This is a genomic window from Lutibacter sp. (assembly GCF_016342705.1).
Classification (GTDB): domain Bacteria; phylum Bacteroidota; class Bacteroidia; order Flavobacteriales; family Flavobacteriaceae; genus Lutibacter.
The window spans coordinates 141,445-157,213 of the sequence record NZ_JAEINV010000005.1; the positions used below are offsets into that span (position 1 = coordinate 141,445).

The following is a 15,769-nucleotide window of genomic DNA, read 5'->3' on the forward strand; positions in this document are numbered from 1 at the left end:
AACACCATGAGAATATTTAAATACACGTATTTGGTAGCGATAGCTACACTAACGTTAACAAGTTGTAGCTCTGTTAAAAATATGGCAGTTCCAACTATGGATACAGCTGTAAACATAACATCAGCCAAATTAGGAACAGTAACAGAAGAGCAATCTAAACATTGGGCTCATGCAGATTTAGCTACTGATACTATTCCCGGAATGAGCTTAAAAAAAGCATATAAATTTTTAGAAGGGAAAAAAGGAACTACAGTAATTGTTGGAGTTGTTGATTCCGGTATTGACATTGAACATGAAGATTTAAAAGATGTTCTTTGGATGAATACTAAAGAAATTGCAGGAAATGGAATTGACGATGATAAAAATGGATATATTGATGATATTTATGGATGGAATTTTTTAGGTGGAAACGGCGTTGCCGCTCCAGAGCAATTAGAAATAACAAGAATTGTTGCTAAATTAAACCCTCGTTTTGAAGGTAAAACAATTGAAGATATAAGCGCTGAAGATAATGCAGATTTTGAAAAATATCAAGAATATGTAAAAGCATATGAAGCTTCTGGCTCAAGACATTTTACTACTTTAGAACGTTTAGCTGAAATAGATGAAACTATAAATGCTGTAAAAAAACACATTGGAAAATCCACACTTTCTTTAGAAGATTTAAATGCAATTGAAACTGAAGACGAAACTCTAAAAGGTCAAGTACAAGGTTTAGCTGCTCTGTTTGGAAGAGGTTTAGACGAAGAACAATTTAACGAGTATTATGAAACTCAAAAGAAAAACAAAAATTACGATTTTGATTTTGATGGAAGAGCAATTGTAGGTGATAATCCAGAAGATATTACAGATGTTGTTTATGGAAACGGAAATGTAATCGGTTCAAAAGACGAAGAATCTCACGGAACACATGTTGCCGGAATTATTTTAGCTACAAGAAATAATGGTGTAGGAATGAATGGTGTTGCAACAAATGCAAAATTAATGTCAGTTAGAGCGGTGCCAGATGGTGACGAACGTGATAAAGATGTTGCTTTAGCAATTCGTTATGCAGTAGATAACGGCGCAAAAGTTATTAATATGAGTTTTGGTAAAAACTATTCTCCTAACAAAGAATGGGTTTTTGATGCTTTTAAATACGCTGAAAAACACGATGTGTTATTAGTACACGCTGCTGGTAATGATAATAAAGATATTGATGTGAAACCAAATTGGCCAAACGATTCTGCTGATAAGGTAGTGGAATATGTAGATAACGTATTAACCGTTGGGGCTATGAGTGTTAATAATGATGAAAACTTACCAGCAAATTTCTCTAACTACGGAAAACTAAATGTAGATGTTTTTGCTCCTGGAGTTCAAATTTATTCTACGGTTCCTAAAAACGAATATGCAAAATACAATGGTACTTCAATGGCTTCTCCAGAAGTTGCTGGTGTTGCTGCTTTGGTAAGATCTTACTATCCTCAACTATCTGCAAGTCAAGTAAAACATATTATTATGAATTCAGGAACTAAAATAGATATGGAAGTATTAGTGCCAGGGGAAAATGGCAAAAAAGCATATTTCTCAGCATTATCAGTTTCAGGAAAAGTAGCAAATGCATACAACGCGTTGCTTTTAGCTGATAAAATGGTAAACGGTAAATAATATTATAATTTTCTGTTAAAAAGCACACTCCAAAAGGGTGTGCTTTTTTGTTTTATAGCGTTATAAGTTATATTGCACTGTTTAATAAATTTTAAAATGAAAAAATCCCTGTTTTTACTGCTTTTTATCTATACAATAACATTTTCTGCACAAAATAATACTACGTATTGGCAGCAACATGTAAAGTATAAAATGGATGTTGATTTTAATGTAAAAACGTTTCAATATAAAGGGACTCAAAAATTAGAATACACTAACAATTCTCCAGATGAATTAGAGCATGTATTTTATCACTTGTTTTATAATGCTTTTCAACCAGGAAGTGAAATGGATGCCCGTTTGCAAAGCGTTCCAGATCCAGACGAAAGAATGGTGACAAACATTGGAACAAAGATTAATCCAAAATATGAAAGTAGAATTTCAAAATTAAACCCTAATGAAATTGGGTATTTAAATGTACTTTCATTAAAAGAAAATGGAGAAACTGTTAAATATGTTGCGGAAGGAACTGTTTTAAAGGTTAATTTAAATAAAACACTCAAACCAGGCGAAACTGTAATTTTTGATATGGTTTTTGAAGGACAATTACCTGTTCATATTAGACGTGCAGGAAGAAATAATGAAGACAATGTAGCAATTTCAATGGCGCAATGGTATCCGAAAATAGCGGAATATGATTTTGAAGGCTGGCACGCAAATCCATATATTGCTCGTGAATTTCATGGTGTTTGGGGAGATTTTGATGTGACTATTACTATTGATAAAAACTATACAATTGGTGGAACAGGTTATCTTCAAAACCCACAAGAAGTTGGACACGGTTATGAAGATTCATCAAAAAAATTGGAAATTAAAAAAGGAAATACATTAACATGGCATTTTATTGCTCCAAATGTTCATGATTTTAGCTGGGCCGCAGATCCAAATTACACGCATGATATTTTAAAAACACAGTTTGGCACTGAACTACATTTTTTATATAAAAATGATGAAAAATATAAAAAAGCTTGGAAAGAAGTACAACCATATGTAGAAAAAGCGTTGAATTATTTTAATGAGAATATTGGAGAATACCCCTACAAACAATATTCTGTTATACAAGCAGGTGATGGTGGAATGGAATATGCTATGTGCACTTTTATTACTGGCGGAGAAACTTTAGGGAGTATTAGAGGACTTATATATCACGAATTTGCACATTCTTGGTTTCAACATGTTTTAGCAACCAATGAAAGTAAACATTCTTGGATGGATGAAGGATTTACCACCTATATTTCTACTTTAGCCTCTAATAAAATTATGAAGGGGATTGAGGATGTTCCAAATGAAAATAGTTATAAAGGCTATTTTTACGCTGTAAAAAATGAACTCGATGAACCGCTTACAACACACGCAGATAAATTTAATACAAACGCAGCATTTAGTATTGGCAGTTATACAAAAGGAAGTATGTTTCTATCACAATTAAATTATATTATTGGAGAGAAAAATTTAAAAGAAACCATTAAAAAATATTTTTCCGATTTTAAATTTAAACATCCAACACCAAACGATTTTAAAAGAGTTGCCGAAAAAGTTTCAGGAATTCAACTAGAATGGTATTTAAACGAGTGGATTGAAACCAATCATACCATAGATTACGCCATTGCAAATGTAGATGCTAATAAAATAACTTTAGCTAGAGTTGGGCAAATGCCAATGCCAATTGATTTGGAAATAATTTATTTTGATGGAACAAAAGAAAAATTTTATATTCCGTTACGAATGATGTTGGGTGAAAAGCCAACAAATGACACCATTTTAAAAGATTGGGCTTGGGCTTACACAACCTATAGTTTTTCTGTTTCAAAAGAAATTAAATCTGTTAAAATTGATCCTTTGGGTTTAATGGCTGACATAAATACTTCAAATAATTTATTTGAAAAATAATAATATTAAAAATAAAACAAACGGTATCTTATTGTATTTAAATGGTTTAAAATAAAAAACAAACGGACTTTTATTTGGAATTATAAATTTTTTATTTTAATTTCGAGAACTCTTCTAAAAATTAGAAGACAAAAAATTTATAAAAGACCATTAACCCCAAACTTTTATACCATGAATACAACCTCAATTTTAAACAAATTTACCTCAGAAAATATTTCGAATGTAATTATTAGAAATTACAAAACATATTTAAAACACTACGAACTCAAGTGCCTTAAACCTATGACTTTGGAAGAATTTTCAAAAAATTATAACATTCATTAATTTTATTTCCATTTAAACAATTTGGAAATAGTTTTAGAAATTTCATCTAACTTTTCAATAGGTTCTAAAATTGAAGGATTCTTTAAATCAATTTGATTAGAGATTGAATTATAAATTTGAAGTGGGTAAATAAGAATAAAACTATTAGTTTTAAATGATTTATTTAAGTCGCTATTCAACTGAGACAGATGATTTTTTAATTGCTGCTCTCTTTTGCTAACAACCACAATAATAGCATCATCCTTTTGAATTTGTTTAGAAATTATTTCAAAATCATCCCATTTTTCAAACTCTTTAAATTCACATGCTACAGGATGGTTTTTGTTTATTTCAAAAATATAATTTAACGTTTCAGACGTACCGTAAAAGACTAATTTTGTACCCGTATTTTTCGCAATATTCCAAATTTTTATCAGCCAAAAAGGAAAACCAATTTCTTTTTCGGCTCTTGGTGGCATTATAATTAAATGTCTTTTAACAGTTGCTAAAGGTTGTTTAGATTTATAAATAAAGGTTGTTGTATTGCATTTTGATAAAACACCTTCGGTTAAATCACCTAAAAAAGAATCTGAAAGTTCGCTTTTTTGATGTAATCCCAAAATTAAATAGGTTATTTTATGTTCTTTAACAACGTTTAAAATACCATTTGAAATATCTACATCATAGCGTAATAATTCTTGTAAATGATTGTCTGATGCTGAAGCTATTTTAGTAGCATTACTTAAAATTTTATGAGCACTTTTATGTGCATTAGTATCTGTAGTTGAATTATTAACAACGGTTAAAGCGTACAAACCATCTTTATTTTTTTTAGTTTTTATTGTAATTCCAAGGTTAATTAATTCGTCGGTTGTTTCAACATTGCTAATTGGAATTAAAATCTTTTCTTTTATAGTAGTCTCTTCTTTCGTATCTGAATTTTCTAACAAAGCAATATTTGTTGCTCCTTTTTGGGCCACAAAAGATGCTATTGTACAAGTAAATAAAATCATTAGAATTGAACCATTTAAAACACTTTCATTCAACAATCTTATTGGTTCTCCAAATTCATTTTTACCTAAAATAATATTGTAACCAATTAAAACAGCCGCCAAAGTTGCTGCAGCTTGCGCATTACTTAACCCAAAAATTAAACGCCTTTCATCTTTTGTAAAGTTGAATGTTTTTTGAGTTAGCCAGGCAGCCATAAATTTTGCAAAAGTTGCAACTATAATCATAATAGCACCAACCTTAATAGTTTCAAAATCTTTAAAAAACATTTTATAATCTATTAACATTCCAACTCCAATTAAAAAAAATGGAATAAAAATGGCATTCCCAACAAACTCAACTCTATTCATTAGTGCTGAAGTTCTAGGAATTAATCTATTTAAGGAAAGTCCAGCTAAAAAAGCCCCAATAATAGCCTCAATACCTGCTAATTCAGCTAAAAAAGCTCCAAAAAACACCATGGCTAAAACAAAAATGTACTGAGAAATATTGTCTTCAACTTTTTTAAAAAACCATCGGGTAATTATTGGAAAAAAGAAAATTACAAAGAAGCCAAAACTAACCACTGACACTGTAAGTCGTAACCAAAATGCGGTGTTTACTTCGCCTGAAGTCATTCCAACAATAACGGCCAAAACTAATAATGCTAAAATATCGGTGATCATTGTGCCACCAATAGCAACCGTTACAGCTTTATTTTTAGTAACTCCAAGTTTGCTAATTATTGGATATGCAATTAAGGTATGTGATGCAAACATACTTGCTAATAAAACAGACGTAATTACTGAAAAATTTAACACATAAATCCCTACAAATATTCCAATTATCATTGGAATTGAAAATGTAAATAGCCCAAATATTAAACTTTTTTTACTGTTTTTTTTAAAATCAACTAAATCAATTTCAAGTCCGGCTAAAAACATAATATATAATAATCCTGCTGTTCCAGAAAGTATAATTCCATCATCTCTTAAAATTAAATTTACGCCATTTGGTCCAATAAATGCTCCAGCAATTATTAATCCCAACAAAGCTGGAATTTTAATTTTATTCAGTAAAATTGGGGTAATTAAAATGATTACCAGAATTATTAAAAATTTTAAAACTGGGTTCGTTAGCGGTAAAGTTGTTTCAAAAATATTGAGTAGTAACATTCTAATTTATAACAATTTAAACAACAAATAAATGACACATTTTTGTGCTAATGTAATCATAAATTTGATTGACTAATTGAATGAATTAAAAAATAAATTTAGCCCTTAACTATTTGTTTTACTGTAATTTAAGCAACTTAATTGTTTAGCACCCATTTTACACGACCAACTTCACCGGTTTCTAATTGAACTTTTATTCCGTGTGGATGAGTGGATGAGTTTGTTAAAATTCTTTTCACAAAACCTTCAGTAAGCTCACCTGTGCGCTGGTGGTTTTTTTGAACAATTTCAACTTCAGAACCTATTTGTATGTTTTTTCGTTGGCTTCCTTGTAGTTTTTTATTTTCCATAATATATTTTTTGAATGCTATTTACTGAGTCTTTTCAATAACATTTTTAAAAATTAATTTTTCTTTAGGAATAAAGCCTTTTAACATTAAAACAATACCAAAAACCATTAATAAAATTCCCATTGCACGTTTAATTTTATAGGTAACTTTTGGTGTTAAATGTCTTTTTAATTGTTTTGCGAGTGTTATTTTACCAATATCTGTAATTAAATAACTTAATAAAATTACGGAGAAAAAATTAAATATTTTTGAAGGATTCATTTCTAGATTTGAACCTACAACCACTATCATTCCTAGCCAAAATGCCAAAACACCAATATTTATAAAGTTGAGTAAAAATCCTTTTGCAAAGAGTTTAAAGTAGTTTGTTTTTTCTGGAAGTACTATAGTTTCATCTTGAATGGCAGCTTTCTGGCTTTTGTCCAAATATGTAATAATTCCGTACACGAGTAAGATTAAACCACCAATATAAAAAAGCCTTGGATCGTCTTTAATTTCTTCTAACAACCTTTTGCTTCCAAAATAAGCAATTAAAATAAAAGTAATATCGCCTAAAATTACGCCTAAATCGAACATAATTGCTGCGCGCGCTCCTTTAATAATACTGGTTTGAATAAGCATAAAAAAAACAGGACCAATCATAAAGGCTAAAAAAAAACCGATAAATACTGCTTCTTTAATTTCGTTAAAAGTCATTTTTTGGTGTTAAAGCTGTGAAAATACTACATTCTTATTAAACATCATCGTAATCTACAGTGATTTTTGAAGTTGTTGGATGTGCCTGACATGTTAAAATAAAACCATCGTTAATTTCTTGTTTAGATAAAATGGTGTTTTTATCCATTGACGCTTTTCCTTCGGTTACTTTTGCTAAACAGCTGCTGCAAATTCCTCCTTGGCAAGAATATGGTGCATCTAAACCTTCTTTTAAAGCAGCGGTTAAAATAGTGGTTTTAGCATCCATTGTAAATGTAGTTTCCTCATCGTCAACCAACACTGTAATTTCGCATTCACCTTCAAAAGTTTCATTTATTGAATTTTCTTCAGAAGAAAGTGGTGTAGAAAACAATTCAAAATGAATTGCTTTTTCATTGATTCCGTTTTCAATAAGTGTTTCTTTCGCACTATTAATCATGGCTTCTGGCCCACATAAAAAAGCGTTATCAAAACTAATTTCTTTAAATTTATTTTTTACAACAAAATTTATATTTCCTTGGTCTATTCTTCCAAATAAAGCATTTTCATGTTGCGCTCTACTATACACATATTGTACATTAAAAGTTCCAGAATACATTTTTTGTAAAGCATCAATTTCTGTTTTAAAAATAGTATCGGCTTCGGTTTTATTTCCGTAAATTAAGGTAAACGTACTATTTGGCTCTTCGGTTAATACAGCTTTTATCATGGCCATTATTGGTGTAATTCCGCTTCCTGCAGCAATTGCCAAATAATTTTTTTTATGCGTTGCACTTGTTTCTAAAACAAACTTTCCTTCGGGTTTACCAACTTCTAAAATATCGCCTGCTTTTAAAATTGTAGTTGCAAAAACAGAAAATGTTCCGTTGTCAACAGCTTTTATGGCAATTCTTAAGTCGCCATTTTTAGGTGATGAACAAATGGAATAAGCTCTTCGTAATTCTTCTCCCCCAATTTCCTTTTTAATGTTTATATATTGTCCGGCTACAAACTGAAATTCAGGTTTTAAATCTGTTGGAATATCAAATAAAATTGAAACGGCATTATTAGTTTCCTTTTTTATTTCTTTAATAGTTAGTGAATGAAATCTTGACATTTTCAATATTTTAAGACTACAAAAGTAAAGAATCTAAATGCAATTTTTTGTTAAAAAACATACCTAAGAATGTTATACATAAGAAAATTATGTATATATTTACTTCACAATTGGTTTATTCAAACTGGTTTTAAAAACTACTACAATGGGAAATCAGAAATTATTTAAAGGCTCTTTACAAACTATTATTTTGAAGTTATTAGAAGAAAACGATAAAATGTACGGCTACGAAATAACTCAAAAAGTAAAGGAATTAACCAAAGGAGAATTGTCTATTACCGAAGGTGCATTGTACCCAGCATTGCATAAATTGGAAGCCGAAGGATTGCTAGATGTTGAGGTTGCCACCGTTGATAACCGTTTGCGTAAATATTACAAACTTACAGAACACGGCACCAAAGAAACTGTAAACAGATTGGCGGAATTAGAAGAGTTTATTGCTACTATGAAAACTATTGTAAACCCAAAATTGGCTTAAAAAAAATTGCTTTACTATGAAATTAACCAAAGAACAAATAACATATATCGATGATTATTTAAAACATCACAAGGTGAAGTATTGGGATATTCGAATAGAATTTCTTGACCATATTGTTACCGCTGTTGAAGAAAAATTAGCTACAGGAATTTCTTTTGACGACGCTATGATTGAAGTTCATAAAAGTTTTGGAAACTCTATGAAAATGTTGTGGAATTCTGGAATAGAATATGGAATTTTTGTAAATAGTGATGGGTATAAAGATTTAATACTTTCTAAAAGAACGGAAACAAATAAAAAATATAGGATATTAATGTACAAGGAATTAAAACAATTTTTTGTGGAACCAATCAATTTTATTGTAATTCCATTATTAGTGTTTTTAAGTTATTATTTTATTTCCCAATTAAACACAAAAGTTTCAAAAGGCATTATGGCGATTTTAATATTTTCACCTGCAGTTCTGTTATATTATTATCCAATAAAAATGTGGTTTGCTAAAAAACGGGGAAAATCAATTAATTTGGATTATGCTTTGTTTCACGCTGGATTATTATTGCTATCTATCAATTTATTTTTTCAGTTATTTAGTCCAAAAGGTGCTTTTCATTTGCTAAATGATATTCAATTTAGATGGTTATTAGTCTTTTTCACTCCGTTTTATATAATATTCAATTATTGTGGATTTAAAATGTATAAAAGAACCTTTATTTATTTTGATGAACTATACAACAAACTCCAATCGCTATGAAACTAACTCCCCAACAAATACAAGAGCTGTACAAATTTACTCGGCAGCATTATGTTGAACATTATGATGTGCAAACCGAGTTAGTTGACCATTTAGCAAATGATATTGAACAAATTTGGACAACACAACCCAACCTTTCTTTTGAAGATGCCAGAACAATTTCTTTCAAAAAATTTGGTGTTTTTGGTTTTATGGATGTGGTTGCTGAACGCCAAAAAGCTTTAAGCAAAAAGTATTGGAAAATAATATGGCGTTTTGCTAAAGATTGGTTTCAATTGCCCAAAATTATTTTAACCACATTTATTTTTGTAGCCTTTTTAGTTATTTGTAAAACAATTTATGCAAAATATATATTACTAACTATTCTACTTTTACTTTGTTTGTATGTTTTTTACAAATCGTACTTTTTAAATAGAACTTTTAAAAATAATTTCAAAAATAATGGCAAAAAATGGATGTTAGAAGAAATGATTTTTAAAACTGGTATGGGTTCTTTTTTAGCATTACCAATCAATTTTTTTAATTTAATAAATTTAACCCATCTTGATAAAACTTTGATACTTTCAAACTGGATTGTTTTATTATATGCTTCAATTTTTACTTTTTTAATAATTGCTTTTTATATTGTAATTGAAGTTTTACCAAAAAAAGCCGAAGAATTATTAATTGAAAATTATCCAGAATATAAATTAGTGTAACAAAATCAACTAAACAAACACATATATAGCATAGTCAATAAACCAAACCGTATGATTAAACATTTTTTAAATTTTGAATGGAAACAATTTTTTCGTTCATCATATTGGCAAAAAAGTATAGCACTTAATATTTTAATGGGTTTTTTAGCTTTGTATTTTATGCTTACTTTTTTAGTTTTAGGAATTAGCATTTATCCAATATTAAAAAAACAATTTCCAGAGTCTGATCCATTAATTATGGTGAACGGATTTTTATTTTATTGGTTTTTAGGCGATTTAGTAATGCGCTTTTTTATGCAAAAATTGCCGGTTTTAAATATTAAACCGCTATTAATTCTTCCATTAAAACGAAGTTCAATTTTAAATTATGTTTTAGGAAAATCTGCCATTTCATTTTTTAACTTTTTACCACTTTTTGCTATTATTCCTTTTGGCGTAATTTTAATTTTTGAAGATTATAACACAACAACATCCTTAATTTGGATGTTATTAATGTATATTTTTACATTAATAATCAATTTTTTAAACTTTATTATTGAAGCCAAATCTGCCGAAACTGAATTATCTTTTTTGCCAATTATTGCCATAGCTTCCGGTTTATTCGCATTAAATCATTTCGAAATTATTTCAATTTCAACAGCATTAGGAAATGCCGTAAACGCTATCATATCAAATCCAATATTAATTATAATTCCAATTTTAGTTTTAGTTGGTTTATATGCTATGAATTATGCAGAGTTAAAGAAAAAATTATATGTAGATGGTTCATTAAAAGCAAAAGCCGATGTTGCAACCACTACCGATTTAGCTTGGACTCGCAGATTTGGAGATATTGCTCCTTTTTTACAACTAGATTTAAAATTATTGTGGAGAAATAAACGTCCGCGTTCTTCACTTTTTATTGTAGTTATTGGGTTATTTTATGGTTTAGCTTTTTACCCTAATCCAACCTTTCAAAATTTAACTCCAATGATTGTTTTTGTTGGAATATTTGTAACCGGAATTTTTATGATCAACTTCGGGCAGTTTATTCCAGCTTGGGATAGTGGTTATTATAAATTGTTAATGAGTCAGAATATTAAATACAAACAATATTTAAATTCAAAATATTCATTAATGACTATTAGCGCAGTACTAATGTTTGTACTAAGTATTCCGTACGTGTATTTTGGATGGAAAATTTTGGCAATTCATTTTGCCGCAATGGTGTATAATATTGGCATAAATTCTCACGTATTATTATACGGAGGTTCTTTCAACAGAAAAAAAATAGATTTAACACAGCGCGCAGCTTTTAATTATCAAGGAACGGGTGCCGTACAATGGATAATTGGTTTTCCGTTATTGTTAATACCAATTTTGTTTTTCTACATTCCTTATAAATTTATCAATTTTGAAGCTGGAGTTATAACGTTAATTGTTTTAGGTGGCATTGGAATTGTTTTTCATCAAAAAATAATGAATTTTATAACCAAACAGTACTTAAATTCAAAACATAAAATGATCAGTGCTTTTGATCAAAACAATTAATTAACTACTCGACAAAAAATATATTACAATGATAAAATCTACAGAACTTTCAAAAAAATACGGTGATGTTACCGTTTTAAATATACCATCATTAGAAATTCCAAAAGGACAATCGTTTGGTTTAGTAGGAAATAATGGTGCTGGAAAAACAACCTATTTTAATTTATTGTTAGATTTAATAAAACCAACCACTGGAAAGGTATTAAATAATGAAATTCAAGTAAATAAAAGTGAAGATTGGAAACCATTTACGGCTGCTTTTATTGATGAAAGTTTTTTAATTGGGTATTTAACTCCAGAAGAATATTTCTATTTTATTGGTGAACTTCGCGGAATGAATAAAGCTGATATCGACACTTTTTTAAGTCAATTTAAAGAAATATTTAATGATGAAATTATAGGTAAAAAGAAATATTTAAGAGATTTATCTAAAGGAAATCAGAAAAAAGCAGGAATTGTTGCGGCGTTAATCGGCAATCCTGAAGTAGTTATTTTAGATGAACCTTTTGCAAATTTAGATCCAACAACACAAATCCGATTAAAAAAATTATTGAAAGATTTAACGGTAAAAAACAAAACTACATTGTTAGTTTCTAGCCACGATTTAGGTCACGTTACCGAAGTGTGCGAACGTATTGTGGTTTTAGATAAAGGTGTAATTGTAAAAGATTTAGAAACTTCTGAAGAAACTTTAAAAGAATTAGAAACCTATTTTTCCGTGTAATTCAATTAAATACACAGATTTTTGTATTTTTACATCCCACTTACAATAAATGCGTTATTTAGTAAGTTAAGAGATACGTAAAACATATAATAATTTGAATAATTCTATAAAAATAATTGTTGCTTTTTTAAGCATCATCCTAACCGTTGCTTGTTCAACAAAAAAGGATGCCTTTTTAAATAGAAATTTTCATTCTATTAACACAAAGTACAATGTTTTATTCAATGGAAATGAAGCTTTTAAACAAGGTGTTGATGAGCTAAATGCAAATTATGAAGATAATTATTGGGAAATTTTACCAATAGAACCTTTAAAAATTGATGAATTAGCAATTCCCGGCATGAAAAGAGACGAAGATAGTTCGCCTCAAGCATTTGAAAAAGCCGAAGAAAAAGCTGTTAAAGCAGTTCAAAAACACTCTATGTTAATTGCACGCCAAGAACGCAATAAACAAATAGATGACGCTTATTTACTATTAGGAAAATCACGCTATTATTCAAAAAGATTTGTGCCTGCGTTAGAAGCTTTTAACTACGTTATTTTAAATTACCCAAGAGCTAATTTAATTCATGAAACTAAAATTTGGCAAGCCAAAACTCACATTCGATTAAGAAATGAAGAGCAAGCTATTGAAAATTTAAAAAACCTTTTAAAATCGGATAAATTAGACCAAAAAACTATTGAAGATGCAAACACTGCTATTGCAATAGCATATTTTAATTTAGATAGTACACAGCTAGTTATCAATCATTTAAATAAAGCAATTAAAATTACTCCAAAAAATAAAGTAATTACAAAAGCTATGTTTACAACTAAAAAAACAAACATAGTAAAGCCAGTGCTGTCAACTAAAAACGCAGAACAAACTGCACGTAATTTGTTTATTTTAGGACAACTTTATAAACATCAAAACAAAATAGATTCTTCTAACAATGCATTTAATACGTTAGTAAAAATAAAAAAAGCCCCGTTTAAATATAAAATACATGCTCAAATTGAAAAGGCAAAAAATGTAACATCTAACGAAGCTAAAACCTCGGCTATTGAGGCTCTAAAAAAATTGACTAAAGACCGATATAATAAAAATTATTTAGATGAATTATATTATCAAATAGCAAAAATTCAAGAAACTAAAAACCCAGAAATTGCCTTAGTTAATTACAAAAAATCCATACAATCCAGCATAAAAAATAATTTTCAAAAAGAATTAACCTACGAAGCTATTGGAAATCTATATTTTGAAAAAGCACAATTTGTAACGGCAGCTTCTTATTATGATAGTATTTTTCAAATTACTAAAGATGATACTTCTAAACGTGTTTTTAAACTAAAAAGAAAAAGAACAAATTTAGATGATGTTATTCTTTATGAAGGAATTGCCGCTAAAAATGATAGTATTTTAACTATTGTTGCAATGAGTAAAGATGAGCAAATTACTTTTTTTAATACCTATATAGAAACCTTAAAAGCTAAAGAAGAAAAACTTCAAAAAACTATAAATACAGGTTCAAATATTCCTATTAACAAAAATAATTCTGAAGCTGTAAAAGGTAATTGGTATTTTTATAATCAGCAAACCATTGGTTATGGTGAGCAAGATTTTAAACGTATTTGGGGAGATCGTCTGTTAGAAGATAACTGGAGATTGAGTAATAAATCTAAAATTAATTTTCCTGGTGTTTTTCAAAAGGAAGAAGAAGAAACCGTTGTTGCAATAAATAATTCAGAAAAACTAGAATTATCATATTATTTGGACCAAATTCCTTCAATAAAACAAACTATAGATAGCTTAAAAACAGATAGAGATAATGCATATTTTAAATTAGGCATCATATATAAAGAGCAATTTAAAGAAATAAATTTAGCAAAAGAAAAACTAGAAAAACTAATATCATTTCAGCCTGATATTTCATATTTGGTTCCTGCAAAATATCATTTATATAAAATATATTCTGAAGAAAATAATAGCAAATCGGAAGCATTAAAAAATGATATTGTTACTAATTACCCTAACTCAAGCTTTGCAAAAATTATATTAAACCCTCATAATTCTGAAGTTTTAAATGATATTAATTCAGCTGAAAATGAGTATGCTCTGGTGTTTTATGATTATAAAGATGGAAATTTTGATTTGGTAATTGAAAAATCTATCAATGCAATTATTAAATTTCATGGAGACCAAATTATACCAAAATTTGAATTATTAAAAGCCTACGCTATCGGAAAAAAAGAAGGAATCTTAGCCTTTAAAGAAGCATTAGATTTTGTTGCTATGAATTACCCAAACACAGAAGAAGGTAAAAAAGCCTTAGAAGTAATTGAAACCATTAAAACTAAAATTTAATAACCCCAAAAAAAATATAGTATGTTATCTAAAAAAAAACAAAAAGAACCTATTGTTTCTGAAATTAATGTAATTGGAAAAAACACCACAATTATAGGAGATATTATTGCGGAAGGCGATTTTAGAGTTGAAGGAAATTTAGAAGGTAATATAAAAACAAACGGAAAAATTGTTATTGGAGCATCAGGAAAAATAAAAGGAAAAATTGAATGTTCTGAAGCCGATATTGAAGGGCTTTTTTCGGGCGAACTTTTAGCTTCCAATTTATTAACTTTAAAAGCAACGGCTATTATTACTGGAAATGTAATTATTTCTAAACTTGCTGTTGAACCTGGAGCAGAATTTAATGCAACATGCACTATGAAAAACGCTGTTAAGGAATTAAATAATGGACAAACCAAACAAGAAAAAACAGCTTAACAAATACCTTCAATTAACTGGTGTGGCTTTTCAAATGGGTTTAACAATTTATTTAGGCGCATATTTTGGAAAAAAATTAGATGTCTATTATCAAAATTCACATAAAACCTATACCATTATACTTACATTGGTCGCTTTAGTGATTTCAATTTACAGCGTAATAGCCCAATTAAAAAATATAAATGATAAATATGAATAAATCAATTATAAGTTTTAGTATAAAACTGCTTCTAATTATTGGTGTTACATTTGGAGTTCATATTTTAATTCTTTTTTTAATTTCTGCACCAATATTTGAAAATAGAATTATACTTGCTTATGTTGTAAATTTTATATTAGCAATAGCTATATATATCACTTTATATAAACTAAAAATAAAATATTTAGACATTTTAGGGTTTATTTTTATGGGAGGAAGTTTATTAAAATTTGTTGCTTATTTTATTTTTTTCTATCCATTTTATAGAGAAAATGGCACCATCAGTTCTTTCGAAGCCACCTCGTTTTTAGCGCCCTATATAGTCTGTTTAATTTTTGAGACTTTTCACCTTATAAAATTATTAAATAAATAAGGTATAAAGGTCTGTTTTTACATTATTTAGCAAAAGGAAAAACCATAAAAAAATATTTTTTAG

The 15,769-nt window shown here is 28.7% G+C and carries 15 protein-coding genes; 11 read left to right on the plus strand and 4 right to left on the minus strand.

The genetic code is table 11. The annotated features are described in order from the left end of the window. Window positions 1-6 precede the first annotated feature (6 nt). A complete protein-coding gene (locus JEY78_RS06500; RefSeq protein WP_291848329.1) occupies window positions 7-1,650 on the plus strand; it encodes a S8 family peptidase in 1,644 nt (547 codons plus the stop codon). Window positions 1,651-1,746: 96 nt separating this feature from the next. Then, window positions 1,747-3,579, plus strand: coding sequence for a M1 family metallopeptidase (locus JEY78_RS06505; protein WP_291848332.1), 1,833 nt, complete (start codon window positions 1,747-1,749; stop codon window positions 3,577-3,579). 326 nt (window positions 3,580-3,905) lie between these two features. Here the strand turns inward: JEY78_RS06505 and JEY78_RS06510 are convergent, their stop codons facing one another. The 4 genes from JEY78_RS06510 to JEY78_RS06525 form a co-directional block, all read right to left on the minus strand. Continuing rightward, entirely contained in the window at window positions 3,906-6,047 is a 2,142-nt protein-coding gene (locus JEY78_RS06510; RefSeq protein WP_291848336.1) for a cation:proton antiporter, read from the minus strand. A gap of 137 nt (window positions 6,048-6,184) precedes the next feature. After that, a complete protein-coding gene (locus JEY78_RS06515) occupies window positions 6,185-6,397 on the minus strand; it encodes a YwbE family protein (protein ID WP_291848339.1) in 213 nt (70 codons plus the stop codon). A gap of 21 nt (window positions 6,398-6,418) precedes the next feature. Beyond that, a complete protein-coding gene (locus JEY78_RS06520; RefSeq protein ID WP_291848341.1) occupies window positions 6,419-7,093 on the minus strand; it encodes a LysE family translocator in 675 nt (224 codons plus the stop codon). A 37-nt stretch (window positions 7,094-7,130) separates the two neighbouring features. Beyond that, window positions 7,131-8,189 carry a ferredoxin--NADP reductase gene (locus JEY78_RS06525; RefSeq protein ID WP_291848344.1) on the minus strand — a complete coding sequence of 353 codons (1,059 nt, stop codon included), beginning with the start codon at window positions 8,187-8,189 and terminating at the stop codon, window positions 7,131-7,133. A gap of 145 nt (window positions 8,190-8,334) precedes the next feature. Between JEY78_RS06525 and JEY78_RS06530 the strand changes: the two genes are divergently transcribed. The 9 genes from JEY78_RS06530 to JEY78_RS06570 all read left to right on the plus strand — a co-directional run bounded on the left by JEY78_RS06530 (window position 8,335) and on the right by JEY78_RS06570 (window position 15,706). Further along, the gene (locus JEY78_RS06530) at window positions 8,335-8,667 is read left to right on the plus strand and encodes a PadR family transcriptional regulator (protein WP_291848347.1); all 333 of its coding nucleotides are present in this window, start codon (window positions 8,335-8,337) and stop codon (window positions 8,665-8,667) included. Window positions 8,668-8,683: 16 nt separating this feature from the next. Further along, entirely contained in the window at window positions 8,684-9,418 is a 735-nt protein-coding gene (locus JEY78_RS06535) for a hypothetical protein (protein ID WP_291848351.1), read from the plus strand. Further along, the gene (locus JEY78_RS06540) at window positions 9,415-10,116 is read left to right on the plus strand and encodes a hypothetical protein (RefSeq protein ID WP_291848353.1); all 702 of its coding nucleotides are present in this window, start codon (window positions 9,415-9,417) and stop codon (window positions 10,114-10,116) included. Before JEY78_RS06535 ends, JEY78_RS06540 begins: the two co-directional genes overlap by 4 nt. A gap of 51 nt (window positions 10,117-10,167) precedes the next feature. Next, window positions 10,168-11,646: a DUF5687 family protein gene (locus JEY78_RS06545; RefSeq protein ID WP_291848357.1), complete on the plus strand. Its 1,479-nt coding sequence runs from the start codon at window positions 10,168-10,170 to the stop codon at window positions 11,644-11,646. Between the two features lie 28 nt (window positions 11,647-11,674). Next, window positions 11,675-12,370 carry an ABC transporter ATP-binding protein gene (locus JEY78_RS06550; RefSeq protein ID WP_291848360.1) on the plus strand — a complete coding sequence of 232 codons (696 nt, stop codon included), beginning with the start codon at window positions 11,675-11,677 and terminating at the stop codon, window positions 12,368-12,370. Between the two features lie 94 nt (window positions 12,371-12,464). Further along, a complete protein-coding gene (locus JEY78_RS06555) occupies window positions 12,465-14,714 on the plus strand; it encodes a tetratricopeptide repeat protein (RefSeq protein ID WP_291848363.1) in 2,250 nt (749 codons plus the stop codon). 21 nt (window positions 14,715-14,735) lie between these two features. Next, window positions 14,736-15,134 (plus strand): polymer-forming cytoskeletal protein, encoded by a 399-nt coding sequence (locus tag JEY78_RS06560; protein WP_291848366.1) that lies wholly within the window; start codon window positions 14,736-14,738, stop codon window positions 15,132-15,134. Beyond that, window positions 15,103-15,333, plus strand: a complete 231-nt coding sequence (locus JEY78_RS06565; RefSeq protein ID WP_291848369.1) for an AtpZ/AtpI family protein — start codon at window positions 15,103-15,105, stop codon at window positions 15,331-15,333. Before JEY78_RS06560 ends, JEY78_RS06565 begins: the two co-directional genes overlap by 32 nt. Next, entirely contained in the window at window positions 15,326-15,706 is a 381-nt protein-coding gene (locus tag JEY78_RS06570; RefSeq protein WP_291848372.1) for a hypothetical protein, read from the plus strand. Before JEY78_RS06565 ends, JEY78_RS06570 begins: the two co-directional genes overlap by 8 nt. The last annotated feature ends 63 nt before the right edge of the window (window positions 15,707-15,769 follow it).

What these genes read in the sequence shown, in the direction of transcription:
- JEY78_RS06565 (WP_291848369.1), top strand. Translation starts at nt 15,103, where the DNA reads ATGGACAAACCAAACAAGAAAAAACAGCTTAACAAATACCTTCAATTA.
- JEY78_RS06530 (WP_291848347.1), top strand. Translation starts at nt 8,335, where the DNA reads ATGGGAAATCAGAAATTATTTAAAGGCTCTTTACAAACTATTATTTTG.
- JEY78_RS06525 (WP_291848344.1), bottom strand. Translation starts at nt 8,189, where the DNA reads ATGTCAAGATTTCATTCACTAACTATTAAAGAAATAAAAAAGGAAACT.
- JEY78_RS06540 (WP_291848353.1), top strand. Translation starts at nt 9,415, where the DNA reads ATGAAACTAACTCCCCAACAAATACAAGAGCTGTACAAATTTACTCGG.
- JEY78_RS06515 (WP_291848339.1), bottom strand. Translation starts at nt 6,397, where the DNA reads ATGGAAAATAAAAAACTACAAGGAAGCCAACGAAAAAACATACAAATA.
- JEY78_RS06560 (WP_291848366.1), top strand. Translation starts at nt 14,736, where the DNA reads ATGTTATCTAAAAAAAAACAAAAAGAACCTATTGTTTCTGAAATTAAT.
- JEY78_RS06520 (WP_291848341.1), bottom strand. Translation starts at nt 7,093, where the DNA reads ATGACTTTTAACGAAATTAAAGAAGCAGTATTTATCGGTTTTTTTTTA.
- JEY78_RS06535 (WP_291848351.1), top strand. Translation starts at nt 8,684, where the DNA reads ATGAAATTAACCAAAGAACAAATAACATATATCGATGATTATTTAAAA.
- JEY78_RS06550 (WP_291848360.1), top strand. Translation starts at nt 11,675, where the DNA reads ATGATAAAATCTACAGAACTTTCAAAAAAATACGGTGATGTTACCGTT.
- JEY78_RS06570 (WP_291848372.1), top strand. Translation starts at nt 15,326, where the DNA reads ATGAATAAATCAATTATAAGTTTTAGTATAAAACTGCTTCTAATTATT.
- JEY78_RS06505 (WP_291848332.1), top strand. Translation starts at nt 1,747, where the DNA reads ATGAAAAAATCCCTGTTTTTACTGCTTTTTATCTATACAATAACATTT.
- JEY78_RS06510 (WP_291848336.1), bottom strand. Translation starts at nt 6,047, where the DNA reads ATGTTACTACTCAATATTTTTGAAACAACTTTACCGCTAACGAACCCA.
- JEY78_RS06545 (WP_291848357.1), top strand. Translation starts at nt 10,168, where the DNA reads ATGATTAAACATTTTTTAAATTTTGAATGGAAACAATTTTTTCGTTCA.
- JEY78_RS06500 (WP_291848329.1), top strand. Translation starts at nt 7, where the DNA reads ATGAGAATATTTAAATACACGTATTTGGTAGCGATAGCTACACTAACG.